This window comes from Mesorhizobium sp. NZP2077, assembly GCF_013170805.1.
In the GTDB taxonomy this organism is placed as follows: Bacteria; Pseudomonadota; Alphaproteobacteria; order Rhizobiales; family Rhizobiaceae; genus Mesorhizobium.
The window spans coordinates 5,889,823-5,912,069 of record NZ_CP051293.1 but is presented as its reverse complement, the minus strand read 5'-3'; the positions used below and the strand labels follow the sequence as shown (position 1 = coordinate 5,912,069).

General features: G+C 62.6%; 19 protein-coding genes. 14 read left to right on the top strand and 5 right to left on the bottom strand.

The window, feature by feature from the left end; all coding sequences use genetic code 11:
- Positions 1–110: 110 nt before the first annotated feature.
- The 3 genes from HGP13_RS29450 (at position 111) to HGP13_RS29440 (ending at position 4,100) form a co-directional block, all read left to right on the top strand.
- A complete protein-coding gene (locus HGP13_RS29450; RefSeq protein WP_172232367.1) occupies positions 111–665 on the top strand; it encodes a heme NO-binding domain-containing protein in 555 nt (184 codons plus the stop codon).
- On the top strand, positions 666–2,213 hold the full coding sequence (locus HGP13_RS29445) for an EAL domain-containing protein (protein ID WP_172232364.1): 1,548 nt from the start codon (positions 666–668) through the stop codon (positions 2,211–2,213). It abuts the gene before it with no gap.
- A 270-nt stretch (positions 2,214–2,483) separates the two neighbouring features.
- Complete coding sequence (locus tag HGP13_RS29440) at positions 2,484–4,100, top strand: GMC family oxidoreductase N-terminal domain-containing protein (RefSeq protein ID WP_172232361.1); 1,617 nt, start codon at positions 2,484–2,486, stop codon at positions 4,098–4,100.
- On the opposite strand, the gene HGP13_RS29435 is transcribed toward HGP13_RS29440, so the two are convergent.
- On the bottom strand, positions 4,051–5,586 hold the full coding sequence (locus HGP13_RS29435; RefSeq protein WP_172232358.1) for a PLP-dependent aminotransferase family protein: 1,536 nt from the start codon (positions 5,584–5,586) through the stop codon (positions 4,051–4,053). The two genes, HGP13_RS29440 and HGP13_RS29435, sit on opposite strands and share 50 nt — an antisense overlap.
- Positions 5,587–5,703: 117 nt before the next feature.
- Between HGP13_RS29435 and HGP13_RS29430 the strand changes: the two genes are divergently transcribed.
- The 10 genes from HGP13_RS29430 (at position 5,704) to HGP13_RS29385 (ending at position 16,033) form a co-directional block, all read left to right on the top strand.
- Entirely contained in the window at positions 5,704–6,807 is a 1,104-nt protein-coding gene (locus HGP13_RS29430) for a mandelate racemase/muconate lactonizing enzyme family protein (RefSeq protein WP_172232355.1), read from the top strand.
- Positions 6,807–8,285: an aldehyde dehydrogenase family protein gene (locus HGP13_RS29425; protein ID WP_172232352.1), complete on the top strand. Its 1,479-nt coding sequence runs from the start codon at positions 6,807–6,809 to the stop codon at positions 8,283–8,285. The genes HGP13_RS29430 and HGP13_RS29425 overlap by 1 nt, the downstream gene beginning before the upstream one ends.
- 274 nt (positions 8,286–8,559) lie before the next feature.
- Positions 8,560–9,696, top strand: a complete 1,137-nt coding sequence (locus tag HGP13_RS29420) for an extracellular solute-binding protein (protein WP_172232347.1) — start codon at positions 8,560–8,562, stop codon at positions 9,694–9,696.
- 109 nt (positions 9,697–9,805) lie between these two features.
- On the top strand, positions 9,806–10,903 hold the full coding sequence (locus tag HGP13_RS29415; protein WP_172232344.1) for an ABC transporter ATP-binding protein: 1,098 nt from the start codon (positions 9,806–9,808) through the stop codon (positions 10,901–10,903).
- Positions 10,900–11,784, top strand: coding sequence for an ABC transporter permease (locus HGP13_RS29410; RefSeq protein ID WP_172232340.1), 885 nt, complete (start codon positions 10,900–10,902; stop codon positions 11,782–11,784). The genes HGP13_RS29415 and HGP13_RS29410 overlap by 4 nt, the downstream gene beginning before the upstream one ends.
- 7 nt (positions 11,785–11,791) lie before the next feature.
- A complete protein-coding gene (locus HGP13_RS29405) occupies positions 11,792–12,601 on the top strand; it encodes an ABC transporter permease (RefSeq protein ID WP_172232337.1) in 810 nt (269 codons plus the stop codon).
- Positions 12,602–12,706: 105 nt separating this feature from the next.
- Positions 12,707–13,159: a GNAT family N-acetyltransferase gene (locus HGP13_RS29400; protein WP_172232334.1), complete on the top strand. Its 453-nt coding sequence runs from the start codon at positions 12,707–12,709 to the stop codon at positions 13,157–13,159.
- Positions 13,160–13,161: 2 nt separating this feature from the next.
- Entirely contained in the window at positions 13,162–13,422 is a 261-nt protein-coding gene (locus tag HGP13_RS29395) for a hypothetical protein (protein WP_172232331.1), read from the top strand.
- A 258-nt stretch (positions 13,423–13,680) separates the two neighbouring features.
- Positions 13,681–14,781: an OmpA family protein gene (locus tag HGP13_RS29390; RefSeq protein ID WP_172232328.1), complete on the top strand. Its 1,101-nt coding sequence runs from the start codon at positions 13,681–13,683 to the stop codon at positions 14,779–14,781.
- Between the two features lie 76 nt (positions 14,782–14,857).
- Complete coding sequence (locus HGP13_RS29385) at positions 14,858–16,033, top strand: caspase domain-containing protein (RefSeq protein WP_246707153.1); 1,176 nt, start codon at positions 14,858–14,860, stop codon at positions 16,031–16,033.
- Positions 16,034–16,140: 107 nt separating this feature from the next.
- Here the strand turns inward: HGP13_RS29385 and HGP13_RS29380 are convergent, their stop codons facing one another.
- On the bottom strand, positions 16,141–16,647 hold the full coding sequence (locus tag HGP13_RS29380) for a hypothetical protein (RefSeq protein WP_246707152.1): 507 nt from the start codon (positions 16,645–16,647) through the stop codon (positions 16,141–16,143).
- A gap of 261 nt (positions 16,648–16,908) precedes the next feature.
- Here HGP13_RS29380 and HGP13_RS29375 point away from each other — a divergent pair, with 261 nt between their 5' ends.
- Positions 16,909–17,445 (top strand): OmpA family protein, encoded by a 537-nt coding sequence (locus tag HGP13_RS29375; protein WP_172232322.1) that lies wholly within the window; start codon positions 16,909–16,911, stop codon positions 17,443–17,445.
- Positions 17,446–17,530: 85 nt separating this feature from the next.
- Here the strand turns inward: HGP13_RS29375 and HGP13_RS29370 are convergent, their stop codons facing one another.
- The 3 genes from HGP13_RS29370 to HGP13_RS29360 all read right to left on the bottom strand — a co-directional run bounded on the left by HGP13_RS29370 (position 17,531) and on the right by HGP13_RS29360 (position 22,144).
- Positions 17,531–19,147 (bottom strand): caspase family protein, encoded by a 1,617-nt coding sequence (locus HGP13_RS29370; protein WP_172232319.1) that lies wholly within the window; start codon positions 19,145–19,147, stop codon positions 17,531–17,533.
- A 166-nt stretch (positions 19,148–19,313) separates the two neighbouring features.
- On the bottom strand, positions 19,314–21,737 hold the full coding sequence (locus HGP13_RS29365; protein ID WP_172232316.1) for a M23 family metallopeptidase: 2,424 nt from the start codon (positions 21,735–21,737) through the stop codon (positions 19,314–19,316).
- The gene (locus tag HGP13_RS29360; protein ID WP_172232313.1) at positions 21,734–22,144 is read right to left on the bottom strand and encodes a DUF1036 domain-containing protein; all 411 of its coding nucleotides are present in this window, start codon (positions 22,142–22,144) and stop codon (positions 21,734–21,736) included. The genes HGP13_RS29365 and HGP13_RS29360 overlap by 4 nt, the downstream gene beginning before the upstream one ends.
- Positions 22,145–22,247 lie beyond the last annotated feature (103 nt).

Genomic DNA, 22,247 nt, shown 5'->3' with positions numbered 1-22,247 from the left:
ATACAACTTATGGGCGAGGCTTTTTCATTCTTAATTATACCCTTAACTATACATTCTATACTGCTGTCGAGCTCGGAACCGGGGCCGTCCACTAGGGGAGTGAGGACAACATGAAGGGTATGGTGTTCACCGAGCTGCTGGGCTTCGTGGAACAGACCTATGGAGCGGATGCGGTAGATGACCTCATCGAGGCTTCCGATCTGCCGAGCGGCGGCGCCTACACCGCCGTGGGTACTTATGACCACAAGGAGATGCAATCTCTCGTCACCACATTGGCCGCGCAAAGCCACACGCCGGCAAACGAGTTGCTGGGTTTATTCGGCCAGCATTTGATCGGGCGCTTCAAGTCTTTGTTCTCCGACTTCTTCATGACGGCAGCCACCCTCTTTGATTTCCTCGAAAGCATCGACACGCACATCCATGTGGAGGTGCGTAAGCTCTACCCAGATGCCGAGCTGCCCGAATTTCGGGCCGAGCGCGTCGGTCAGCAGGCAATGAACCTTGACTATCGCAGCAGCCGCCCCTTCGAGGCGCTTGCCTCAGGCCTCATTCTTGGAGCGGCTCATATCTACGGTGAGACTGTGCGGGTAGAGCGAAGCTCCCATGAAATCGGTGGCGAGAAATTCGTTCGTTTTTCGATCCGGAAGACCGGTGCGTTAGCTTAAATGCTCTCGGAAACGGATCATTCCGAGGACCGCGTTACGCGTCTCGAACGGCGTCTCCAACGCGAACGGCGAGCACGCGAAGAGGCCGAATGGCTGCTCGAGGCGAAATCGCTTGAGCTCTACAACGCCAACAACCACCTGACTGTGCTGGCCAACGATCTCGAAATGCGCGTCCTCGATCGCACGCACGAACTGGAGGCCTCGCGCCAGCAGGCCATGTTCCTCGCGGAGCGCGATCCTCTGACCACGCTCGCCAACCGGTTCAGTTTCGCTCGCGACCTGGACGCGGCTATCCGTGCGGCCCAGCTTCAGGGCGGGTCGGTACAACTTTTGTTTGTAGACCTCGATCGGTTCAAGGAGATCAACGACAATTACGGTCACGCCGTGGGAGACGCAGTGCTGCTGGGCGTTGCGGACCGGTTGCGGGCAATCTGCAAGGAACAGGAGGTGGCCGGCCGGCTGGGTGGCGATGAGTTCGGTGTCATCTGCGTGACGCCAGTTCATAGCGAACGTGCCCGCGAGATGGCCGCGAAGGTCATGGAGGCCATGAGCAAGCCTATCGATTGTGGCCGCCTGCAGTTGATCGTCAGTTGCTCGGTCGGTTTTGCAAGCTTCCCCCGCAATGCCGCGGATTCGCCAACGCTGCAGCGCTTCGCCGATATAGCTCTGTATCGTTCCAAGTCGGCGGGGCGCTCGACATGGACGGAATTCGACGAAACGATGGCGGCCGAGCTCGAGCACCGCCAAGGCCTGGAGGCAGAACTGCGCAGCGCCGTGGCGGCGCGAGAGATCGAGGCCTGGTATCAGCCGATCATCTCCACCCAGAGCAACAGGATCATCGGGGTGGAGGCGCTTGCACGATGGCAGCATGCCCAGCGCGGGCTCATTCTTCCCGGGCTGTTCATCCCGCTGGCCGAGGAAAGTTCGTTGATCGTCGAACTCGGTCAGGCGATGATCGACCGCTGCTGCGAGGAGATGTATCCGCTCATCCGTGAAGGGTGTCTCGACTATGTGTCGATCAATCTATCGACACGCCACTTGCGTTCCCCCTCGGTGGTTGAGCAGATCGCCGCGACGTTGGCTCGTCATCGCTTTCCGCCCTCGGCGCTTCAGCTTGAAATCACGGAAAGCCTGCTGCTCATTGATTTCGAGCAGGCCGAGGAGCGGCTTTCACACTTTCGTGCGCTCGGCATCCGAATTGCCCTCGACGATTTCGGAGCGGGCTATTCAAGCCTTTCATACATCAGGCGATTGCCATTGGACGTCATCAAGATCGATCGCTCCTTTGCCAGGGACATCAGTTCCGACAGGCAGGCCGAAGCCGTCGTCAAAGCGATCGTTCAACTTGCACAGGCCCTGGACCTGGATATCATCGCAGAAGGCATTGAAACCGAAAGCCAGGCGCTCAGGTTGACCAGCTGCGGGTGTTTCGTCCAGCAGGGATACTTGTTTGGCAGGCCGATGCCCTTGAGTGAAATCACGCAATATCTTGAGGCTGGTGCGAATCCGTTGCAGGGCTACCAAAGCAAGCCCGCCTCCCAGGCGTGAATATCGCGCATGTGGACGAGGATGATTTGTCCCGGCGATCGATGGCTCAGTGCGCAGGACGGTTCGCCAAGCAGCAGTTTGCACGTTACCTACCGTATGGTCATCTTGATTGAGGTGTGGCCGAGCCGCTCCTGAACTGCCTTCGGCAGCAAGCCCATGCGCCATCTCTCCGGCCGCGGCGACCGGAATGGTCTGCCTGTCTTGCCGCAATGGGTGCTTTTACCGGCCGTTGCCTGATGTAGACGGACGTTGCAAGGGAGCAATCGGACGTTGGCGGAATTCGACTTCATCATTGTTGGCGCCGGCACCGCCGGTTGCCTGCTCGCCGACCGTCTGACGAAATCCGGAAAGCATCGCGTGCTTTTGGTGGAGGCCGGCGGCAGCGACCGCCGTTTTATGGTCCGCATGCCGATCGGCTACGGCCACAGCTTCTACAACCCGCGCGTCAACTGGATGTTCTGGTCGGGCGCGCAGGAGGCACTGGCCGGCCGCAGCATCTACTTTCCGCGCGGCAAGCTGCTGGGCGGTTCGAGTTCGATCAACGCCATGGTTTTCGTGCGCGGACAGCATCGTGATTTCGATGACTGGCGCGATGCCGGGAACCCCGGTTGGGGATGGGAAGATGTTCTGCCCCACTTCAAATCGTTCGAAAGATTTCATGGCAAGGGGGGCGTCGAGCGCGGCACCGACGGGCCGCTTGACGTGATCGACATGGCCGGCGGCGTGCACCCCATGTGCAACGGCTTTCTTACTGCGGCCGAGCAGGCGGGCTTTGCAGCGACACCGGACTACAACGGGCCTCGGCAGGAAGGTATCGCCACCTACCAGGTCACGACGCGCAATGGCATGCGGGCGTCCGCGGCGACCGCATTCCTTCACCCGGCATTGAAGCGCGATAATCTCCGGCTCGTGACGGGTGCAGTCGTCACCAACCTTGTTTTCGACGGTCGCAAGGTCGTCGGCGTCGACTATTCCGCGGGCGCCACAAGACACACGGCCACGGCATGTCGCGAGGTGATCCTTTCGGCAGGGGCGGTCGGTTCGCCGACCCTGATGCAGCGCTCAGGGCTTGGCGCCGGCGAGATGCTTCGAAGGCTGGGCATCCCTGTCGTCCACGACCTGCCGGCGGTCGGCGAGCATCTGCAGGACCACCTCGGTGTCGACTATCTTTTTCGCTCGCGCAAACCGACATTGAACGGTCAATTGCGGTCGTGGACCGGTCGCCTGATGCTGGGCCTGCGTTATCTTGCGTTCCGCGACGGGCCGCTGTCGCTCAGCGTCAACCAGGCCGGCGGCTTCGTCCGCTCCGATCCCGCGCGCGACTATGTCGACACCCAGCTCTACTTCTCCCCGGTCAGCTACAGCAAACCGACACCGGGCGTCCGGCGCCTGACCCTGCCGGACCCGTTCCCGGGCTTTTTCATCGGCATCTCGCATTGCCGGCCAAGGAGCCGGGGCAGCATTCGCATCGCCTCGGCCGACCCGGACGCCGCCCCGGTCATCGACCCCAACTATCTGTCCCATCCAACGGATATGGCGGAAATGCTGGCGGGTGTGCGGCTGATACGCAAGATCGCGGCGCAGCCGGCGATGGCGGAGCTGATCGAGGAAGAGCTCAAGCCCGGCGTTGCGGTGACGACCGACGAGGCGCTGTCGGATGACATCCGCCGCCGGTCGGGCAGCATTTTCCACGCATCCTGCACCTGCCGCATGGGTCCGGATCCGCGGTCGTCGGTCGTCGACCATCGCCTCAAGGTCCACGGCCTGTCGGGACTGCGGGTGATCGACGCTTCGGTGTTCCCCCAGGTGACATCGGGCAACACCAACGCGCCGACGTTCATGGTGGCGGAGAAGGGCGCCGCGATGGTGCTTGAAGACCACGCCTGACCGATAACTGTTCCAGCACGCCGGCCAGCAGCTCGACCCCCTTGCGGATGCTGCGCGGGTCGATGGCGCTGACGCCGAGCACGAGACCCCGATCGGCGACGGGGTCGATGCAAAATCGTCCGATCGTGGAGACGAAGACGCCGGCGGCTTCCGCCGCCGCCTGCACCGCATCTTCCTGGTGCCCCGACTGGGCAAACCGTGCAACGACGTGAAACCCGGCGTGGGACCGCGCCGTGTCGAGCAGGCCGCCGAGCAGCCGGTCGGCCGCGTCGTGGAAAACTTCATGTCTTTCGCGATAGATATCGCGCATGCGGCGAAGATGAGTCGAGAAATGGCCCTCGTTGATGAAGGCCGCCATCACCGCCTGGACGCTTGACGGGACTCCCTGGAGGAAGGCGCCGGAAACCCTCTGAAATACCGCGACCAGCGGTTGCGGGGCGACATAGAAGCCGAGCCGCAGCGACGGGAACATCGACTTGGAGAATGTGCCGACATAGATCACGCGTTCGGCATGGTCGGCGCTCTTCAGCGTCGGCAACGGCCGGCCATCGTAACGGAATTCGCCATCATAGTCGTCCTCGATGATCCAGGCATCGCGGTCGTTGACGACGCGCAACAGGTGCGCCCGGCGCTGCAGGCTCATCTCCACGCCCAAAGGGTGCTGGTGCGACGGGGTCACGAACGCCAATCGGAATTCCGGCGCCATGCTCAGTCCCGCGTCCACGCACAGACCTTCGGCATCGACGGGAACCGGGACCATCGTGGCGCCGCAGGCGATCAACGAGTTGCGCGCACCGATCGCACCGGGGTTCTCGAACCACACCGCATCACCGCGGTTGAGCAGCACGCGGCCGATTAGGTCGAATGCCTGCTGGGCGCCGTTGACGATGAAGATCTGCTCGGCCTCGCAGACCACGCCGCGGCTGGCGCGCAGATGCTCGGCGATCGCCTGCCGAAGCAGCGGCGAGCCATTCGGGTCGGAATAGCCCATGATCAGGTCGCGCGGCTCGCGCCAGTGCTTGGCCGACAGCCGCGACCAGATGGAAAGCGGAAACGCGTCGAGCGCCGGCATTCCGGTGACGAAGGCGCGTGGCTTCTGCGGGTGCGACAGCCGCTGGAAGAAGCGCGGCGAAGCTTCGGCGATAAGATCCGCCAGCTTTGTCGTGGCCGCGCGTTCGTTGCCCACCGTCACCGTGGCGCGGGGCCGCTGAGCCTCGGCGACATCGGACACGAACGAGCCCGAGCCGGTGCGCGACACGATCAGGCCTTCCGCCGCCAGCCGTTCGAACACGGCGATCGCCGTCGTGCGCGACACGTCGAGTTCCCTGGCAAAGGTGCGGCTGGATGGCAGACGCTTGCCGACCGCCAGATCGCCCGACACGATCATCTGCTTCACAGCGCTGTAAACCTGCGCGGTGATTGACCGTGTCGAGCCGCGATCGATGGCGATCGCAAACAGCAATTCGCCCCCCGACCGTTTGACCATTTCGCTCGCTCCATCGATGGCGAGCCATATCGGCTCGCGGATTTTTCGATAATGGACCTTATACGCGCGGTCCGTCAGGTTGATAGACCTAGGCATCGAGATCGACCGGGCTGGCACATGCGTATCGACTGCATCGAGACTTTCACGACCCGCGACATCGGTTTCGTTCGCATCACCACCGATGACGGCGGTCAAGGCATCGGCCAGCTATCGACCTACAACGCCGACATAAGCTCGGCGGTGCTGCACCGCCAGGTGGCGCCATGGGTGCTCGGCGTCGAGTTCGACGACGTCGATGCGCTCACCGACAAGGTGATCGAGCGCGAACACAAATTCCCCGGCTCGTACATGAAGCGCGCGCTGGGCGGGCTCGACACGGCGATCTGGGATTGCCGCGGCAAGCAGGCCGGCAAGCCGGTGGTCGAGCTTCTCGGCGGCACGCCGGGCAAGCTGCGTGCCTATGCCTCCTCGATGAAGCGCGATATCACGCCGGACGCCGAAGCCCAACGGTTCAAGCGACTGCAGGGCGAGTTCGGTTTCGACGCCTTCAAGTTTCGCGTCGCGGCCGAGTACGGCCACGATGTCGACGAATGGCCCGGCCGCACGGAGGAGATCGTGCCGACGATCCGCAAGGCGCTTGGCTCGTCGGTGTCGCTTCTGGTCGACGCCAACAGCGGCTTTTCGCCGGCGCGGGCGATCGAGGTCGGCGCCATCCTTGCCGACAACGGTATCGAGCATTTCGAGGAGCCGTGCCTCTACTGGGAGCTCGAGCAGACCAAAGAGGTGGCGGACGCATTGGACGTCGCCGTCACCGGCGGCGAGCAGGACTGCGAGATCGCTACCTGGCGGCGCATGATCGAGATGCGCGCCGTCGATATCGTCCAGCCGGATATCCTCTATCTGGGGGGGATGAGCCGTACCATGCGGGTGTGCAGGATGGCGAAGGCTGCCGGACTGCCGGTCACGCCGCACTCGGCCAATCTCGGGCTGGTCACATTGTTCACGATGCACTTGCTGCGCGCCATCGATGGCGCCGGCAAATATCTCGAATTCTCGATAGAGGGGCCGGATTACTATCCCTGGCAGGAAGGCCTGTTCGTGAAATCGCCCTACGGCGTCGAGGATGGGCAGGTCGTCGTCTCCGACGAACCCGGATGGGGCGTCGAGATCTGCCCGGAGTGGCTGGCCAGATCCGCCTATCAGAAGAGCGAAATGAACTGATGGATATGCTTGGCGCGACGCGATCTTCGGGTCGGCTCGCTGGCTTGCCCGACAGCCATTTCATCGATGGGGGCTGGGCGGCCGCCGCCGCTGGCGCCATGATGGAGACCTGCGATCCTGGCAGCGCCAGCCCGCACGCCCGGTTTGCCGCCGGCGATGCCGAGGATGTCGCGCGTGCCGTGGACAGCGCGGCCCGCGCCTTTCCGGTCTGGAGCCGTGCGCTGCCGAGGGAACGCGGCAAGGTCTTGTCGCGGGCGGCCGAGCTGGTCCGCCAGGACGCCGAGCGGCTGGCCATCGCCGAGGTTCTGGACAGCGGCAAGACGCTCGCCGAAGCGCGCGGCGATGTTGCCGGCGCCGCGCGAACCTTCGACTACTATGCCGGTGCCGCGGACAAGAACGAAGGGCGCAGCTTCCCGCTGGGGGAGAACTACACGTCCTTCTCGGTCAACGAACCGGTCGGCGTGAGCGCGCACATCATTCCCTGGAATTATCCGCTTTCGCCGGCGGCGCGCAGCATCGCGCCGGCGCTGGCGGCAGGATGCACGGTCGTGGCCAAGCCGGCGGAGCAGACTCCGATGACGGCGCTCATCCTGGCGGAGCTGTTGCATCGCGCCGGACTTCCAGCTGGTGCCTGCAATGTCGTAACGGGGACTGGCGCCGCCGTCGGCGCGCCGCTGGCAGCCGACAGACGCGTGCGCCACATCACCTTCACCGGCTCGACCGCGACGGGCATTGGCGTCATGGCGGCCGCGGCGCGCAACGTGGCATCCGTGACGCTGGAACTCGGCGGCAAGTCGCCGAACATCGTGCTTGCCGACTGCGACATCGGCCTTGCTGTCGAGAATGTGGCCGGAGCGATCTTCGAGAATGCCGGCCAGATCTGCTCGGCCGGCTCGCGCCTTGTGATCGAACGCGCGCTGCATACCGAATTCATCGAGCGGCTGCGCAAGCGGGTGAGGGCACTGCGCCTCGGTCACGGACTTGCGGACGGCATCGACTTCGGCGCCATCAGTTCCGCCGAGCACCTGAAGAAAATTGCCGGTTATGTCGAAGGCGCGAAGGCGCGGGGCGTCGAAATCGTGACCGGCGGCAACGCGACGGTCGATCCCGCTACCGGCCGCGGCTGGTTCTTCGAGCCGACGATTCTCGATGGCATGGCATGGGACGATCCGGTGGTGCAGGAAGAGATATTTGGACCGGTTCTCGTCGTGCAGCCCGTCGACGATGTCGACGAGGCGATCGCGGCGGCGAACTGCACGGACCTCGCGCTGGTCGCCGGCGTCTTCACCCGCGACATTTCAAAGGCGTTGCGCGCCGCGCGCGAAGTCGACGCGGGCCAGGTCTACGTCAACGAGTATTTTGCCGGCGGGATAGAAACGCCGTTCGGCGGCAATCGACGCTCCGGCATCGGCCGGGAGAAGGGGCTGATCGCCTTGGCCAGCTACTCCAAGACCAAATCGGTCACGATCCGCATATGACGGCCTTGGCCGCCGCGCGCGGATTTCGGTCGCCGACACTTCAGCGACTCGACGGATGGCCAATGGTCTGCCATTTTGTTGAGAATGGCAGTGTCCCGGGTCAATGCAGGCCCTAACACTGTCGGATGGCAAGCTGCGCCGGCTTGCAAGGAAGCCTCCCGGCATCATTTCGGTGTGCCGGTAAGACAAGAAAATTAGGGGAATATCCCGCTTCCGAAAACGCCGGCCGGCCGAAACGCGAACGATCAACGTTGGGAAAAATGGGAGAATTGACTTGAACAGGTTCACGACATCAGTGAGCCGCCGCACCTTGTTGAAGGTGACGGCGGTAGGCGCAGGCGCTCTCGCGGCTCCCGCCTTCATCTCGCGTGCGGCACTCGCCTCGTCCGGCGAGTTGAATTTCATGGGCTGGGCGGGCTATCCCGACCTTGCCGCCAAGGTCTTCCCGGCCTTCGAAAAGGCGACCGGGATCAAGGTCAACTTCAACGAGCAGCCCGACCAGGATGCAATGTTTGCCCAGGCCAAGCTGTCGCTGCAGACCGGTGCCATCGATGTCGCCGAGCCGACTGTCGACCGCATCGGCGGCTGGGCTTCGAACGGGCTCACCCAGGGCTGGGATGTCAGCAAGCTGAATATCGACAACTATCTGCCCGGCCTGGCCGACGGCAAGATGGGTGAGATGGCGACGGTCGGCGGCAAGCGCATGATCGTGCTCAGCGTCTGGGGCACCGAGGCGATCGTCTATTCCAAGGCCGATGCGCCGACCGAATACGGCAAGGCGAGCCTCGGCGATCTGTTCGATCCGAAGTTCGTGGGCAAGGTCTGCTTGCGCCCGCATTCGGCGTTGGCCGCGATGGGCCGCTACCTCGAAAGCGAAGGCAAGCTGCCGAAGCCATGGCTCGACGGCTACAAGGACGAAGCGACCATGAAGCAGCTTTGGGACATTGCGCTCGCCGAGGCGATCAAGACCAAGTCGAACGTCGTCCAGTTCTGGTCGGGCGAAAACGAAGCCCAGGCAGCCTACCGCACAAACGGCGCGGTGATCGGCCTCAACTGGGATTCCACTGGCTACAATCTGCGCGCCGACGGTTTCGGCTACATCGCGCCGAAGGAAGGCGCGTTCGCCTGGAACCAGGGTTTTGCCCTGCTGTCCAACGCCAAGAATGTCGAGCAGGCGCATGAATTCGCCAAATGGGTCGCCACGCCCGAAGGGTCGGCAGGCTGGGCTGCCGCATTCTCGGCCAACCCGGTCGCCAAGGGTGCGATCGATTTGGCCAGCGCCGAGGTGAAGGCGTTCTACACCTCAGCGCTTCCGAGCGACGCGACGCAGAAGCTGTGGTGGTGGCCGGAACAGCAGGCCTGGTTCATCAAGCTGCGCGGCGAGTACGCCGACAAGTACAAGGCGGCTTAGCCTACTCTCAAGAAGCCGCCGGATTCTGACGGGATCCGGCGGTTTTTTGTTGCACTGCGGCAATCTGGACTAGCATATTCCTCTTGAATTGGGGCAGACTACGCACAGCATGAGCGCGGGCGTCGATCTCGACAACGTATGTGCGGACTTCGGCTCCTTCCGGGCCGTCGACCGCGTTACCGTTCACATAAAGCCGGGCGAGTTCTTCTCGTTCCTGGGTCCGTCGGGCTGCGGCAAGACGACGATCCTTCGCATGGTCTCCGGGTTCATCCGGCCGAGCGAGGGGAAAATCACCATTGGCGGCCAGGATATGCGCGACATCCGCCCGAACCAGCGTCCGACCGCGCTGATCTTCCAGAACCTCGCGCTGTTTCCATTGATGCCGGTCTGGGAAAACATCGCCTTCGGGCTGGAAGTGCGCGGCGTCGACAAGAAGGCGCGGCGCGAGAGGGCCGAAGAGCTGCTGCGCCTCGTCGATCTGCCGGGCGCCGCGGACAAGACGATCAGCCAGCTCTCGGGTGGGCAGAAGCAGCGCGTCGCCATCGCGCGTGCTCTTGCCGTCGAGCCGAAGGTGATGCTGCTCGACGAGCCATTGTCGGCGCTCGACCTCAAGCTCAGGCAGCATATGCGCGCCGAGCTGCGCGCCATCCAGAAGCGCACCAACGTGACCTTCATCTACATCACCCACGACCAGGGCGAGGCACTGGCCATGTCCGACCGCGTCGGCGTGATGTCGCAGGGCCGGCTGCAGCAGGTGGCCGTGCCGCAGGACATCTACAACCAGCCGGTCAACGGCTTCGTTGCGTCCTTCGTCGGCGAAAACAACATCTTTGCCGGCAAGATCGGCAATATCTCCAGCAACATGGCGCAGTTCGAGACGAGCGTCGGCACGTTCAAGGCGACCGTCGGGCCGGATGCCGGAACTGCCCTCAATCCCAAGCTCTATGTCAGGCCCGAGCACGCCAGGCTCGTACCCAAGCCGGTCAATGGCGAGAACGCGATTGCCGTCGAGATCGCCGACGTCGCCTTCGAGGGCAATTTCATCAGCATCCAGGCCCGCGACGCGCATGGCGGCATTCTCGTGGCCGAAGCCCGCAACGACGGCCGGGGCTCGGTGCCGTCGCCGGGCGAGAAGCTTCACATGGTCTTCGACGCCGAGCGAGCCGTCATTCTCGCCGACGAGACGCCGGCCGCGAGCGCCCCATGACCGATCTCTTGCGCCGCTACGGACCAGTGCTTTCGGGCCTGTTCGCGGCGTTGACGGCCTTCTGGCTGCTGGCGCTGGTGGTGCTGCCGGATCTGTACCTGTTCGAGAATTCGTTTCGCCCCTATTTGCCGATTTCCGAAGTTGGCGGGCCGAAGGATTTCTACAGCTTCGACAACTACCTGACCTTTTTTCACAGCCCGATCCACATCCAGGTGTTCGTCTGGACGATCGTCTACAGTGCGATCGTCACTCTCCTCTGCTTCGTGATCGCCTACCCGCTCGCCTACTATCTGTCCAAGGTAGCGCGCAGCAATCTGCTGCCGACGCTGTTCCTGCTGATCCTCGTTCCGTTGTGGGTCAGCGAGGTGCTCCGGTCGTTTGCCTGGTTCATCATCCTGGCGCTCAAGGGGCCGCTCAATATTCTGCTGCTCGGCATAGGTGTCATCGACCAGCCGATCCGCTGGCTTACAGGCTTTCGCGGCGTCATCATCGGGCTGGTGTATACCTACGTGCTGTTCATGCTGTTTCCGCTCTACAACGCCATCCAGTCGCTCGACACCAACCAGATCGAGGCAGCAGAGGATCTGGGATCGCCGTGGTGGCGAACGCATTGGCGGGTGATCCTGCCGCACGCCAAGCCCGGCATCGCATCGGGATCGGTGATGGTGTTCATGCTGTCGGCCGGTTCGATCCTGGTGCCGACGCTGCTGGCGTCCACGTCGTCGCGGTGGTTCACGGAGATCATCCAGCAATGGATGTTCGAATCGCAGGACTGGAACACCGGCTCGGCCTATGCCTTCATGCTGCTGCTGCTGTGCACGATCTTCGTCTCGGTGGTGATGCGGCTGTTCCGCGTCAAGCTGTCGGACATCGCGAAATGAGACCGTCATGAGCCAAGCGCGCCGGTCGGATTGGCTGTTCCACGCCTACATGGTGGTGTTCCTGCTTTATATGCTGCTGCCGCTGATCGTGATGGGCGGTGCCGCCTTCAACGATTCCCGCTTCCCGTCGGTCTATCCGTGGGTCGGCTTCACCGACCGCTGGTTCGTCGACTTGTGGAACGACGGGCGCCTGTGGGGCGCGTTCCGCAACACGCTGTTCGTGGCGCTCGCCGTCGTCGGATTGTCCATTCCCATCGGAACCGCTGCCGCCATCCTCATCAACAGCCTATCGGGCGCGGCACGCTCGGTACTCTATGGCCTCATGGTCGCGCCGGTGCTGACGCCCGGCGCCGTGATCGGCATCTCGACCTTGCTGTTCTGGAATAAATTCTCGGTTCCGGCAGGACTGCATTTGTCGGTACTCGGCCAGGTTTCCTATATCGCCGCCTTTGTCATGCTTCTGGTGCTGGCCCGGCTGCAGAGTTTCGACCGGCAACTGGAGGAGGCGGCGCTCGACCTCGGGGCAAGCCACGCGCAGGTGCTGCGGCGCATCTTGCTACCGCATCTCTACCCGGCGATCGGCGCGGGTGCGGCGATCGCGTTCTTTCAGTCGATCGAGAATTTCAACACGACGCTGTTCACGCGCGGAACTTACGACACGCTGACCGTCTACGTGTTTTCCAAGGTGCGCAGCGGCATCACGCCGACCATCAACGCACTGGCGCTGATCCTGATCAGCGTGACGCTGGTTTGTGCCATCTGTTATGAAATTTCTCGCCGGCGTTCCGAGAAACGTGCGGCCATGGCAGCTGAATAGCGCAGAGTCGGGACAAAAGTTTGTTGACCTTCAGCGGAAACTTGACTGCTCCCCATACCGAGCCGCTTCGCATTCCCCTGACCTATTCACGATGAGGACTGTGACGTGACCGACGGGCTCCGCATCGCTGTCGAGGAAGACCTGCCTTTTGTTGAGGCGATCGTCGAGGCCGCCTACTCTCACTATATTCCCATCATTGGCCAAAAGCCGGGGCCAATGCTCGACGACTACGCCGCACTCATTGGCGATCGGCGGGTCCACGTGCTGCAAAGTGACGGGATCGTCAAAGGCGTCCTCGTGCTGATCCCCGAAGTGAACGCCATGCTCCTGGACAACATTGCCGTCGTTCCCGCCGCGAAGGGGTCAGGCTTGGGCCGCAAGATGTTGATGTTCGCCGAGCGGTCGGCTCGGGATGCCGGCTACAAATCGATCCGGCTCTACACGCACGAAAAGATGACGCAAAACATCGAACTTTATTCTCGCATTGGTTATGTCGAGACGCACCGAGGCGAGGAAAAGGGGCTGCGCCGGGTTTACATGACCAAAGCGCTCGATTGAAATTGGCCCACGATAAAGCCAATGAAATCAATCATGATGGCACACTCTCCCGGATTGCCAACACCATTGATTCTGCAACGAAGAAAGACCCTAGCTGCGCACACCTGGCCTTCACTCAGTCCAGAGACGATCGCGACGTATGTCCTGCCGGCAAGGCTGTCTTGTCATGGTCTGCACGCGGCGGTCTGGTCGACGCACGCGTGCCCGTCGAACACAAATCCATCGTCCTCGTCCGTAGCGGCTTGGTCGATGGCTCCGGCTAGGACAGGGTCTCCCGGATCCACCAGAAGGACGGCGATGACACGACGGTCGCCCGGAGCGGTTCGACACTCATTGCGGATGGTTCGGCTCTGAGGTAGTTTACACATTCGGATGAGGAAGGTGCCTGCTGCCAAGACGGATTTTCAATCTTGTTCCTGCTCTGTCTCGGTGGATTGTGAGTTCTTCAACAGACCTTGATGCCGTAATCTGGGGAGCTTGTGGTGTCGTATCGATACGGTAGTCCTGGGCAGGGGCGTTCCATGTACGAAGTCGTCGCATTCTGGTTGAAGACAGCGTCGAAAGACCTTCCAGTAAGAGCTCTTGGCCTGATCGTCGCGCTGTCCGGCCTTTTGTTGCTCGGACCGCAAGCCGCGAGCGCCGCGCCGAACTGGACGCTCGATCCCGCCGCTTCGGTGATCACCTACCAGTCGGTCAAGAAGAACACGATCGTCGAGACCAACAAGATCAGGAACATCACTGGCACGCTGAGCGCCGCGGGTGATGCCAAGGTCACGTTCGACCTCAATTCCGTCGATACCGGCGTCGACCTGCGCAACGTCCGCATGCGCTTCCTGTTCTTCGAGACATTCAAGTTTCCGACGGCCGAGCTGACGGCGAAGGTGGATCCCGCCGCATTCGCCGATCTGGCGACAAAGCGCCGGGTGAAGACAACGCTGCCATTCCGCCTCAATCTGCACGGCGTCGACAAGGACCTCGAGGCCAGCGTCGTCGTCACCATGATCAGCGACAGCATGGTGTCGGTCGCCTCCGAGGCTCCGGTCGCTGTCCATGTCGAGGATTTCGGCCTGTTGCCGAACATCGACAAGCTGCAGCAGGCCGCCAACGTCACCAACATCGTGCCTACCGCGTCGGTATCGTTCGATTTCGTCTTCACCGCCGACGGCAGCAAGCCGGCCGCCGCCCCGACCGCCGCGGCGAGTTCGACCGAGGTTGGCCCAGTTGCCACCGATGCCGCCAAGGCGAACTTCAGCGACGAGGAGTGCCTGAACAGGTTTGCCGTGCTCTCGCGCACCGGCGCCATCTACTTCCGGCCCGCCAGCGCGCGGCTCGACGCCAAGAGCCGGCCGCTGCTGGAAGAGGTCGAAGGTGTCGTCGGCAAATGCCCGAGCCTGAAGGTCGAGGTCGCCGGTTATACCGATTCCGACGGTTCGCCGGAGGCGAACAAGCAATTGTCTGAACGGCGAGCCCAGGCGGTCGCCGATGCCATTGTTGCCGCAGGGATTCCGCGCACGCAGATAACGGCGACCGGGTATGGCGAGGAGCGGCCGGTTGCCGCCAACGACACGCCCAAGAACAAGGCGCTCAATCGGCGGATCGAGTTTTCCGCGACCAAGCTCTGAGGGTGCGGTGAGGTCCGATCTGATCGCCCGTTGCGGAAGCCTCTTTCGCGCTGCCGGTCTCGCGGTGCTCGGCTTGATGCTGACTGTGACTGCCGCCAGTGCGGAGCGCCGCGTCGCCCTGGTCCTCGGCAACGCCCAGTATCAGCACGCGGCACCCCTCGCCAATCCGGTGCGCGACGCTGAGGCGATGGCTGAACGCCTGAAGAATCTCGACTTCGAGGTGGTTTCCGGCTTCGACCAGACCAAATCGCAGACTCAGGCAACGATCGCCCAGTTCGCAAAACAGGTGCGCGGTGCCGATATCGCGCTGTTCTTCTATGCCGGCCACGGCCTGCAGGTTTCGGGCAAGAACTACCTGCTTCCGGTAGACGCCGCGCTGGAGGACGAAACCTCCCTCGACTTCGAGGCCGTGTCGGTTGATTTCGTTTTGCGCCAGATGTCGCGGGAGACCAGCATCAGGCTGGTGTTTCTCGACGCTTGCCGCGACAATCCCCTCGCTGAAGTGCTGGCCAAGAACGCTGGCGTCAAGGGCGCGATGAGCGGCCTGGCCGAGATCCAGATCGAGAATGGCGGCGCCGGCACACTCGTCGCTTTCGCCGCCAGTCCCAATCAACTCGCCTATGACGGGTCGGGCGAACATTCGCCGTTCACCGCGGCACTGCTTCAGCACATCGGCGCATCCAACGTCTCCATCACCGAGGCGATGAACCGAGTGACCGGTGACGTCTTCAAGGCAACCGCCGGCAAGCAGCGCCCCTGGCTCAACGTTTCGCTGACGACGGAGGTCGTTCTGCATAAGGTCGATCTCAATGCGCCATTGATCGTCGGCGAGGCGAGCACACCTCAGGCCGAAGGCGGCTCCGAAGCGCGCAACACCGGTGCAGCCGCTGTATCAGGCCAAAGCAACGATCAGCTTGCGCTCGACGTGCTGCGCCAGAAAATCCCCAAGCTGGCGTCGGATGCTCCGATCCTTTTCAACCATCCGGTCGACTTCGGCGATGCGGCAATCGACGGCAAGAGCATCGCCGAACTGATCAAAAGCAAGCCCCTGTTCAGCCCGGTGGAGGGGTTGGACAAGTCGGTCTGGGAAGGCAAGCACTGCGACGGCTGCCATGAATGGAACGAGGCCCGGCTGTGCGATCAGGCGAAGAATTTCGCCGCAAATGACGTCTCTGTCTTGCGCCTGCAACATCCGCTGGGGACACGCTTCAAGGTGGCGCTGGCCAAATGGGCGCAAGGCGGCTGCAAGTAGGCGGCTCAAGAGCAATTCCAGGAAAAGTGTGTAGCGCTTTCCCTTGGGAATTGCGTCAACACAAAGAATTAAAGCAGTTCACCGTTTCCGTGAAATGGTGAACTGCTCTAATAGGCATCCGCCGATTGGCGCGCCTCGATCTCGGCCATCTGGATGCCCATTTCGACAAATGCCGAAAGAACGGCAAACCGGTCGGCGAGAGCGACACGGGCCAGTCCGGCCAGTATCCCGGCATTGACGGCGTGGGCGGCGGGTAATGGCTGCAATGCCGGTGTTATCGTCGCGGACATGGCCGAACCATTGTCACGCCATCCGGCAGCCAGCGCAATCCAGCCGACCGGCGTCGCAGGGGGTGTCACTGCCGCTGTGCTGACGGCTGCCTGATGGCGGGGATTGTCCGGTTCACCCACCCAGTCGCCAACACGCGCCAGCAATTCCTGATCAGTCCCATCGAACAGCTCGGTCAGATGGCTCAGGCATTCATGCGCCCACCAGACCGCGGCCCGCTCGGCAAGCAGGTAGGCACAGAATGTGATCGCTTCCTCAGGAACGCGCCCGGCGAGCAGCTCGCGGCAAAACGCGATCGAGTTTTGGTCGGTTGGAAGGGTTCTCATGTCCCGGGCAATGGCCGGACAAGCCGTGAAAAGATCTCGTGCCGTCTTGAATCGGAGCCCATTGGCCATGACCGCCACGCTTTCATCGAGAAGCCTTGGCCACTCAAGCCTCAGGCGCGGCGCGGGTCAAGTCTGAACCTTGTGCTGCTGCAACACCCCATCGGCACTATAATGCACTCAGCGCTTATCGACAGACAATTGCCATGAACTTTGGTATCATCACCATCGTCCAAATCGGATGCTCAAACAGGAGTAACCGCTATGCAGTGGGGCAAGTCAGCCTTTGTGTTGGCGGTCGTGTTTTTCTCGACCCACGCTTCCGCCGATCCCGTTCAGAAATCAGAAGACATCGTGAAGTTTTTTACCGGCGCGGCCGATCTCGGCAAGTCGCGGGGAATCTGCGTCGGCACCGAGGAGGAGTGCAAGAGCAAGACCAAGGCAAAGGACGCGCCGCAAGGAAAATCCAGCCTCGATATGCTGATCAATTTCGGCTTGGATTCGGCCACACTCGACACCACCGCGCGCGCTGAACTCGACGAGTTCGCCAAGGCGCTGAAGGACAGCCGGCTGAGCACGTTCAGCTTCGTCGTCGAAGGCTACACCGACGCCACCGGCACGGTGCACTACAACGAAGGCCTGTCGCAACGACGTGCGAAATCGGTGGCAGCCTTCCTGACGGCCAGCGGTGTGGATCCCACCCGCATCAACGCGATCGGCATGGGCGAAAAGAATCCGCGTAGCCCCAACCCCTACGATCCGCTCAACCGCCGCGTGGAAATGCGGATCAAGACGCAGTAGCGCGCCAGAGCAATTCCAGGAAAAGTGGAAGCGGTTTTTCCCGGGAAAGCGCGTGGCGCTTTTCCCTTGGGAATTGCTCTGGGTGTCAGTGTTTGAGCACGCCCCCTATCGCGACACCGGCTCCGAAGATCAGTGCCCTTGTCAGGAAGTCGTTGTTGCGCCGGCGCGGAGCATCATCCAGCCGCACCATGGTTTGGCGGTTGCGCCACTTCGAAATGGCCTGCTGCTGCTTGTGGGGTTTCTGTGCCATCGGCCTCATCGTGCGGGCCTTCTGCACAACGGGCTTGTTCGGTTGCGCCGTACGGGCTTGATCGGCGGCGTATCTGGCACGCACGGCTGCCATCATCGGATCTGACTGGATCACGAGGAACGCCAGTTGCTCGCGCGTCAGGAAGGTGGTCTGCGGCAGTCCGTTGTCGGCTTGCCAGATGCCGATCGCCTCACGGGTCTGAGAGCTCAGGGTTCCGTCGATGCGCCCAATCTCGTTGCCCAACGCTTCGAGCCGCAATTGCAGGTCGATGCGGCCCTGACGGTCGAGGCCGATCGCACTTTCGGACAATTCGGTGCCCGGCGTCTGCTTCACTTCGTCCGGAACGCTGCCAGAGGTCCGCTCGGCGGAGCCGGAACCGGCGTTCGCCTGGTTCGTATCGAGTGCCGCGACCTGCCGGTTTTGAGCTGTCGGGCCGTTCAGTTCGTCGATGTTCAGCCGCGCCACGGTGGCGAAGCGACCGTTCGGAAACTGGTCGAGATAGGCCTGGTAGAACGGACCAGAATTGTGCTTCGAAGCCTCATCCCAAAGACGTTGCTCGACTTCCCAGGAAGGAGAGTCACTGGCGACAGGAGCAGATGTCGCGGCTGCGTTCGATGCGTCGGCCACGGGATTTGCAACCGCCCCCGCCGCGACGGGTTTTCCCAGGAAAACCTCGCGTCCCAACGATGCGTTATGCCACGGCCGCTGGCGGCCTTGCGTGGTTTCGGTCACTTCGCCGCGCACGCGCGTCAGCGCGCTCTGGATTTCGACGCCGGGTTCGGTCAGATGCTTGGCCAGCGCAGTGGAGTAAGGACTGTCGGCCCCGTCGCCGTCGAAGGCGATGGCGCCAGGATCCGTCGCATAGGCAATCAGCAGGCCGCCGGTGCCGACGCCGTCCGACCTCGCTTCGACCGGCGCCAGGCCGGTGCCCAGCGAGGTGGAACGGCTTTTCGGCAGCGAGGCCGCCAGCGTTCTTGCCAGCGGATTGTCGCGGCAGGCATCGAGGATGATGACGCCAATCGCCGGGTCGGGCGGCAGCGCGGCCATGAAGTCGTCGATCTGAATGGTGCGGGTCTTGAGATAGGCCGGCGACGTCAAATCGGCGTCGACCGGTATCAGGTAGTTCTTGCCGTCGACCTGCATGCCGTGACCGGCATAGAAAATGACCGCGAGGTCGGCGTCGTAGGCTTGCTCGGTGAACCGGCTGATGAGGCCGTGCATGCCGGCATTGTCCTGATCGACCCCTTCGATCACCTCGAAGCCGGCATTGCGCAGCGTCGATGCGATGAGGCGGGCATCGTTGGCGGGGTTGGGCAAGGTAACAGCATGGACATAGTTGCTGTTGCCGATCACCAGCGCGACGCGTTTGGCGTCAGGCGCGGCGGCCTCGGCGCCGAAGGCGGCAAGGAAAGCCAGGATAATTCCGCTCAGAAAGACTGTGATCGTTTTCATGGACCAGCCCTCTACCCACCAGGGTGCTAAATTTCGTCGGCGACTGGGTCGCCTGTGCCAAAAAATGGCTCCTGGACTTGTGTGGTCCTGACCGCGGTTTTGGTTCACTAAGGTCGGAAAATAGTGACTCAAATAGTCTGAGCGACTGATGCCGTGGAATGCCGGCTCAAAGCGCAGTCTGAATCGAGCTGATGAGGGCGGTGACGGCCTGCTTGTATTTTTCAAACTCCGGCGATGTCTGGCGGATCTCAGTCGTCGCAGCCGGCGGGGTGGCGTCGGTGGCCACGCGGCTCAGCTTCTGGCCCATCTTCCTTTCGGCCCAGTCCACCACATAGCTGGCTGTCTTGCCGGTGAGAAACGGGTTGGCCTGGATGACGGCCGACCCCAGCACGGCGCTCAGTTGCGCCGAACCGGGCGCCGACAGCACCTGATGTGCGCCTTCCATGCCCAGGAAATGACAGAGATAGAGCCGGCCGGCTGTGATCTGGTGACCACGCGCCCGTAGATAGGCCTCGCCTTCGCGCGCCAGATTGCGCACCATCTCGCGCGAGATGGTGGCGTCGTAGCGCAGGGCCAAGAGGTCGGCGGTCGACAACGTGCGTGCAAGGTCCGGGCGATAGGTGTTCATCATCCGGATCCACGTCTTGGTTATGAACTGGCCGGCGCCAGTCGCCGAGGAATTCGGATTCTTGGCGCGGGCGCTGCCGCCGCTTTCGACATGAACGATACGCTCGGTCAGCGTCTCGACGGCGACATCGCCGGAATTGCCGGAATTGCCGGAATTGCCAGTATCATAGGTGGCGACCGTGGTGACCGTCCCCAGCGGATCGATCGCCTCGCCGTTCTGGTAGAGCTCGAAATGCAAATGCGGGCCGGTCGACAGCCCGGTGGTGCCGATATAGCCGATGACGTCCCCGGCCTTCACCTTGGTGCCGACGCCGCTCGCAATGGCGAATTTTTGCATATGCGCGTAGCGCGTCTCGCGCCCATTCGCATGCGAAATCTTCACCAGATTGCCATAGCTGCCGCCATCGCCCTGGAAGCTGATTTCGCCGTCGAAGGCCGCCATGATCGGTGTGCCGACAGGGGCTGCCCAATCGACACCCTTGTGGATGCGAACGACGCCGAGGATCGGGTGCTTGCGCGGGCCGAAGGTCGAGGTCATGACCCCGTTCACCGGCGTCACCATGCCGTTGGCGACAGTCAGCGAGCGCACCTCGTCATTGCCGGTGACACAGGCGAACTGGCCGTCGCTCTGCTGGAAGACGAAACAGTCGATGGTCTTCTCACCGCCCTGAACGCCGACATAAAGGACCCGCCCGGACGTCTCTTCCTTGCCGCGCGGCGTCTGCGAGTAGATCAGCACCAGGCGCTGGTCCTCGCTGGCGAAGGCGTCGAGGTCCTGCCCTCGCGACAGGTACATGATCGCCTCGCCGATGACGCCGGTTGGAACCTTGTTGCGCGCAGCCGTCGAATAGATCGCGTCGAGCAGGCGGTATTGCCGCTTGGGCCCGCCTTGATCGGCACCGGAATAGTTGAACAGGTCCTCGCGGACCCAGGGGTCCACACCCGACACGAAGGCGCCCGCGGCGTTGCGCGTCAGCGTGCCGACAAAGACATTCTTGGCGTAGATCGACACCTGCATCAGCGACATCGTCGTCGTCTCGCGGTTCGGCCGGAAGCCGCGCATGGCAACGACATAACCCGGTTCCAGACCGTCCCGGTTGAAGAGCGCCTTCAGGGCTTCGCCGGCCAGCTTGGCATCGTCGGCGGAGAAATGTGCATCGAGTGCCACGCTGTCCAGGCTGCGGTCGTTGAGGATCTTCACGAACGTGTCTTCGGTCGCCTCGAAGCGCTGGTACTCGCTGGTCACGGTTGCGACGGTCGTATTGTTCTCGATCTGGGTCTTCTTGAAGGCGGGCAGCGCTGCCTCGCCCTGATCGATGGTCTCTCCCCAGCCGGCCTCCGGGTCGTCGGCATCCGGCTTGGGCGCCGAACCGACCGGGGCTCCGCTCGCATCGGGTGCCGCCAGCTCGTTATTCAGGTCGCCCTGCTGGTCGTCAGGCGCCACCGCCGGGGCAGGCGGAGCGGCCTGCTCAGTGGGTGCGGCGGCCGGAGGTGTCGGAGCGGTCCGCCGCTGTGCCTGGAAGAATGCGAAGTCCTCCTGCGTCGACGGGATCGTCGTCATGAATTTTTCGCTGGCACTCAGCATCACATCGGAGAGGATCTCGATCTGCGGCGAGGCGCCGGAACTGTCGAGCTCGACCGGGCGCGCTACCGTATGACCCTTGCTTGCCGTGTCGGCATCGGGCGCTAGCGTAATCCACATCGGATCTCCCGCCAGGTCGATGATGGCCGGCACATAGACGGATGCATCGGCCGGCACATCGTCCGCACCTTCGACTGCGTGCAGCTCCTCGTCTTCGTCGCCGAACGACCAATAGTCCGCAGTGAAGTAGAAACCGGCGGCGATGGAAAGCAGGACAATTACGGCGAACCCGGCAATGCGCCGACGCCAGAGCGTACGCCTGCGCAGCGCAGCGCGCGCCTGTTTTTTCTCCCTGAAGCTGGTGTCGATACTGTGCGTCACGGATTGCTTCCGGTCAGGAAGAAGGTCCACCGCACCTGTTCAAGCGTATCGACTTCGAGAAATTGCGCCGCGATATGGCCGCGCTGCCAGCACTCGTCGATGCCGCGGATCGAGAAACGCCGCCGCTCGATGCACATCTCGGTCGACCCGGTCAGGATCGCATGGCCAAACACATCAGTCGCATAGATGTAGATGTAGCGGTTCGTCAGTTCTTCGCGGATGACGTTCACGCATTGATTTGCGCCGATGGTCCACCATCCGTCGGTCTGGTCCGCATTGTCGACCTTCTGGCCGACCGCCAGATTGACGACGTCGAGTGTCTGGTTGCAGACCGTGAATTCGGCGCGCGCTTCGCTGGACAACAGCACGGCCAGCAGTGCTGCCCCTGCCATGACCGCAAGCTTCATGCGGTCCGTCAGGGCAAGCAGCGCTCGAGCCGGATCACGCTGCTCTCTGGGCAGGTCAGCGGACGAGTTGGGCAAACACGCGCGGCAGCGTTCCATCGGGCGC

Excerpts from the sequence above, each read along its gene's own strand:
- HGP13_RS29375 (WP_172232322.1), top strand. The coding sequence starts at position 16,909 with ATGCAGTGGGGCAAGTCAGCCTTTGTGTTGGCGGTCGTGTTTTTCTCG.
- HGP13_RS29385 (WP_246707153.1), top strand. The coding sequence starts at position 14,858 with ATGCTGACTGTGACTGCCGCCAGTGCGGAGCGCCGCGTCGCCCTGGTC.
- HGP13_RS29415 (WP_172232344.1), top strand. The coding sequence starts at position 9,806 with ATGAGCGCGGGCGTCGATCTCGACAACGTATGTGCGGACTTCGGCTCC.
- HGP13_RS29380 (WP_246707152.1), bottom strand. The coding sequence starts at position 16,647 with ATGAGAACCCTTCCAACCGACCAAAACTCGATCGCGTTTTGCCGCGAG.
- HGP13_RS29425 (WP_172232352.1), top strand. The coding sequence starts at position 6,807 with ATGGATATGCTTGGCGCGACGCGATCTTCGGGTCGGCTCGCTGGCTTG.
- HGP13_RS29445 (WP_172232364.1), top strand. The coding sequence starts at position 666 with ATGCTCTCGGAAACGGATCATTCCGAGGACCGCGTTACGCGTCTCGAA.
- HGP13_RS29430 (WP_172232355.1), top strand. The coding sequence starts at position 5,704 with ATGCGTATCGACTGCATCGAGACTTTCACGACCCGCGACATCGGTTTC.
- HGP13_RS29435 (WP_172232358.1), bottom strand. The coding sequence starts at position 5,586 with ATGGTCAAACGGTCGGGGGGCGAATTGCTGTTTGCGATCGCCATCGAT.
- HGP13_RS29360 (WP_172232313.1), bottom strand. The coding sequence starts at position 22,144 with ATGAAGCTTGCGGTCATGGCAGGGGCAGCACTGCTGGCCGTGCTGTTG.
- HGP13_RS29450 (WP_172232367.1), top strand. The coding sequence starts at position 111 with ATGAAGGGTATGGTGTTCACCGAGCTGCTGGGCTTCGTGGAACAGACC.
- HGP13_RS29405 (WP_172232337.1), top strand. The coding sequence starts at position 11,792 with ATGAGCCAAGCGCGCCGGTCGGATTGGCTGTTCCACGCCTACATGGTG.
- HGP13_RS29370 (WP_172232319.1), bottom strand. The coding sequence starts at position 19,147 with ATGAAAACGATCACAGTCTTTCTGAGCGGAATTATCCTGGCTTTCCTT.
- HGP13_RS29390 (WP_172232328.1), top strand. The coding sequence starts at position 13,681 with ATGTACGAAGTCGTCGCATTCTGGTTGAAGACAGCGTCGAAAGACCTT.
- HGP13_RS29410 (WP_172232340.1), top strand. The coding sequence starts at position 10,900 with ATGACCGATCTCTTGCGCCGCTACGGACCAGTGCTTTCGGGCCTGTTC.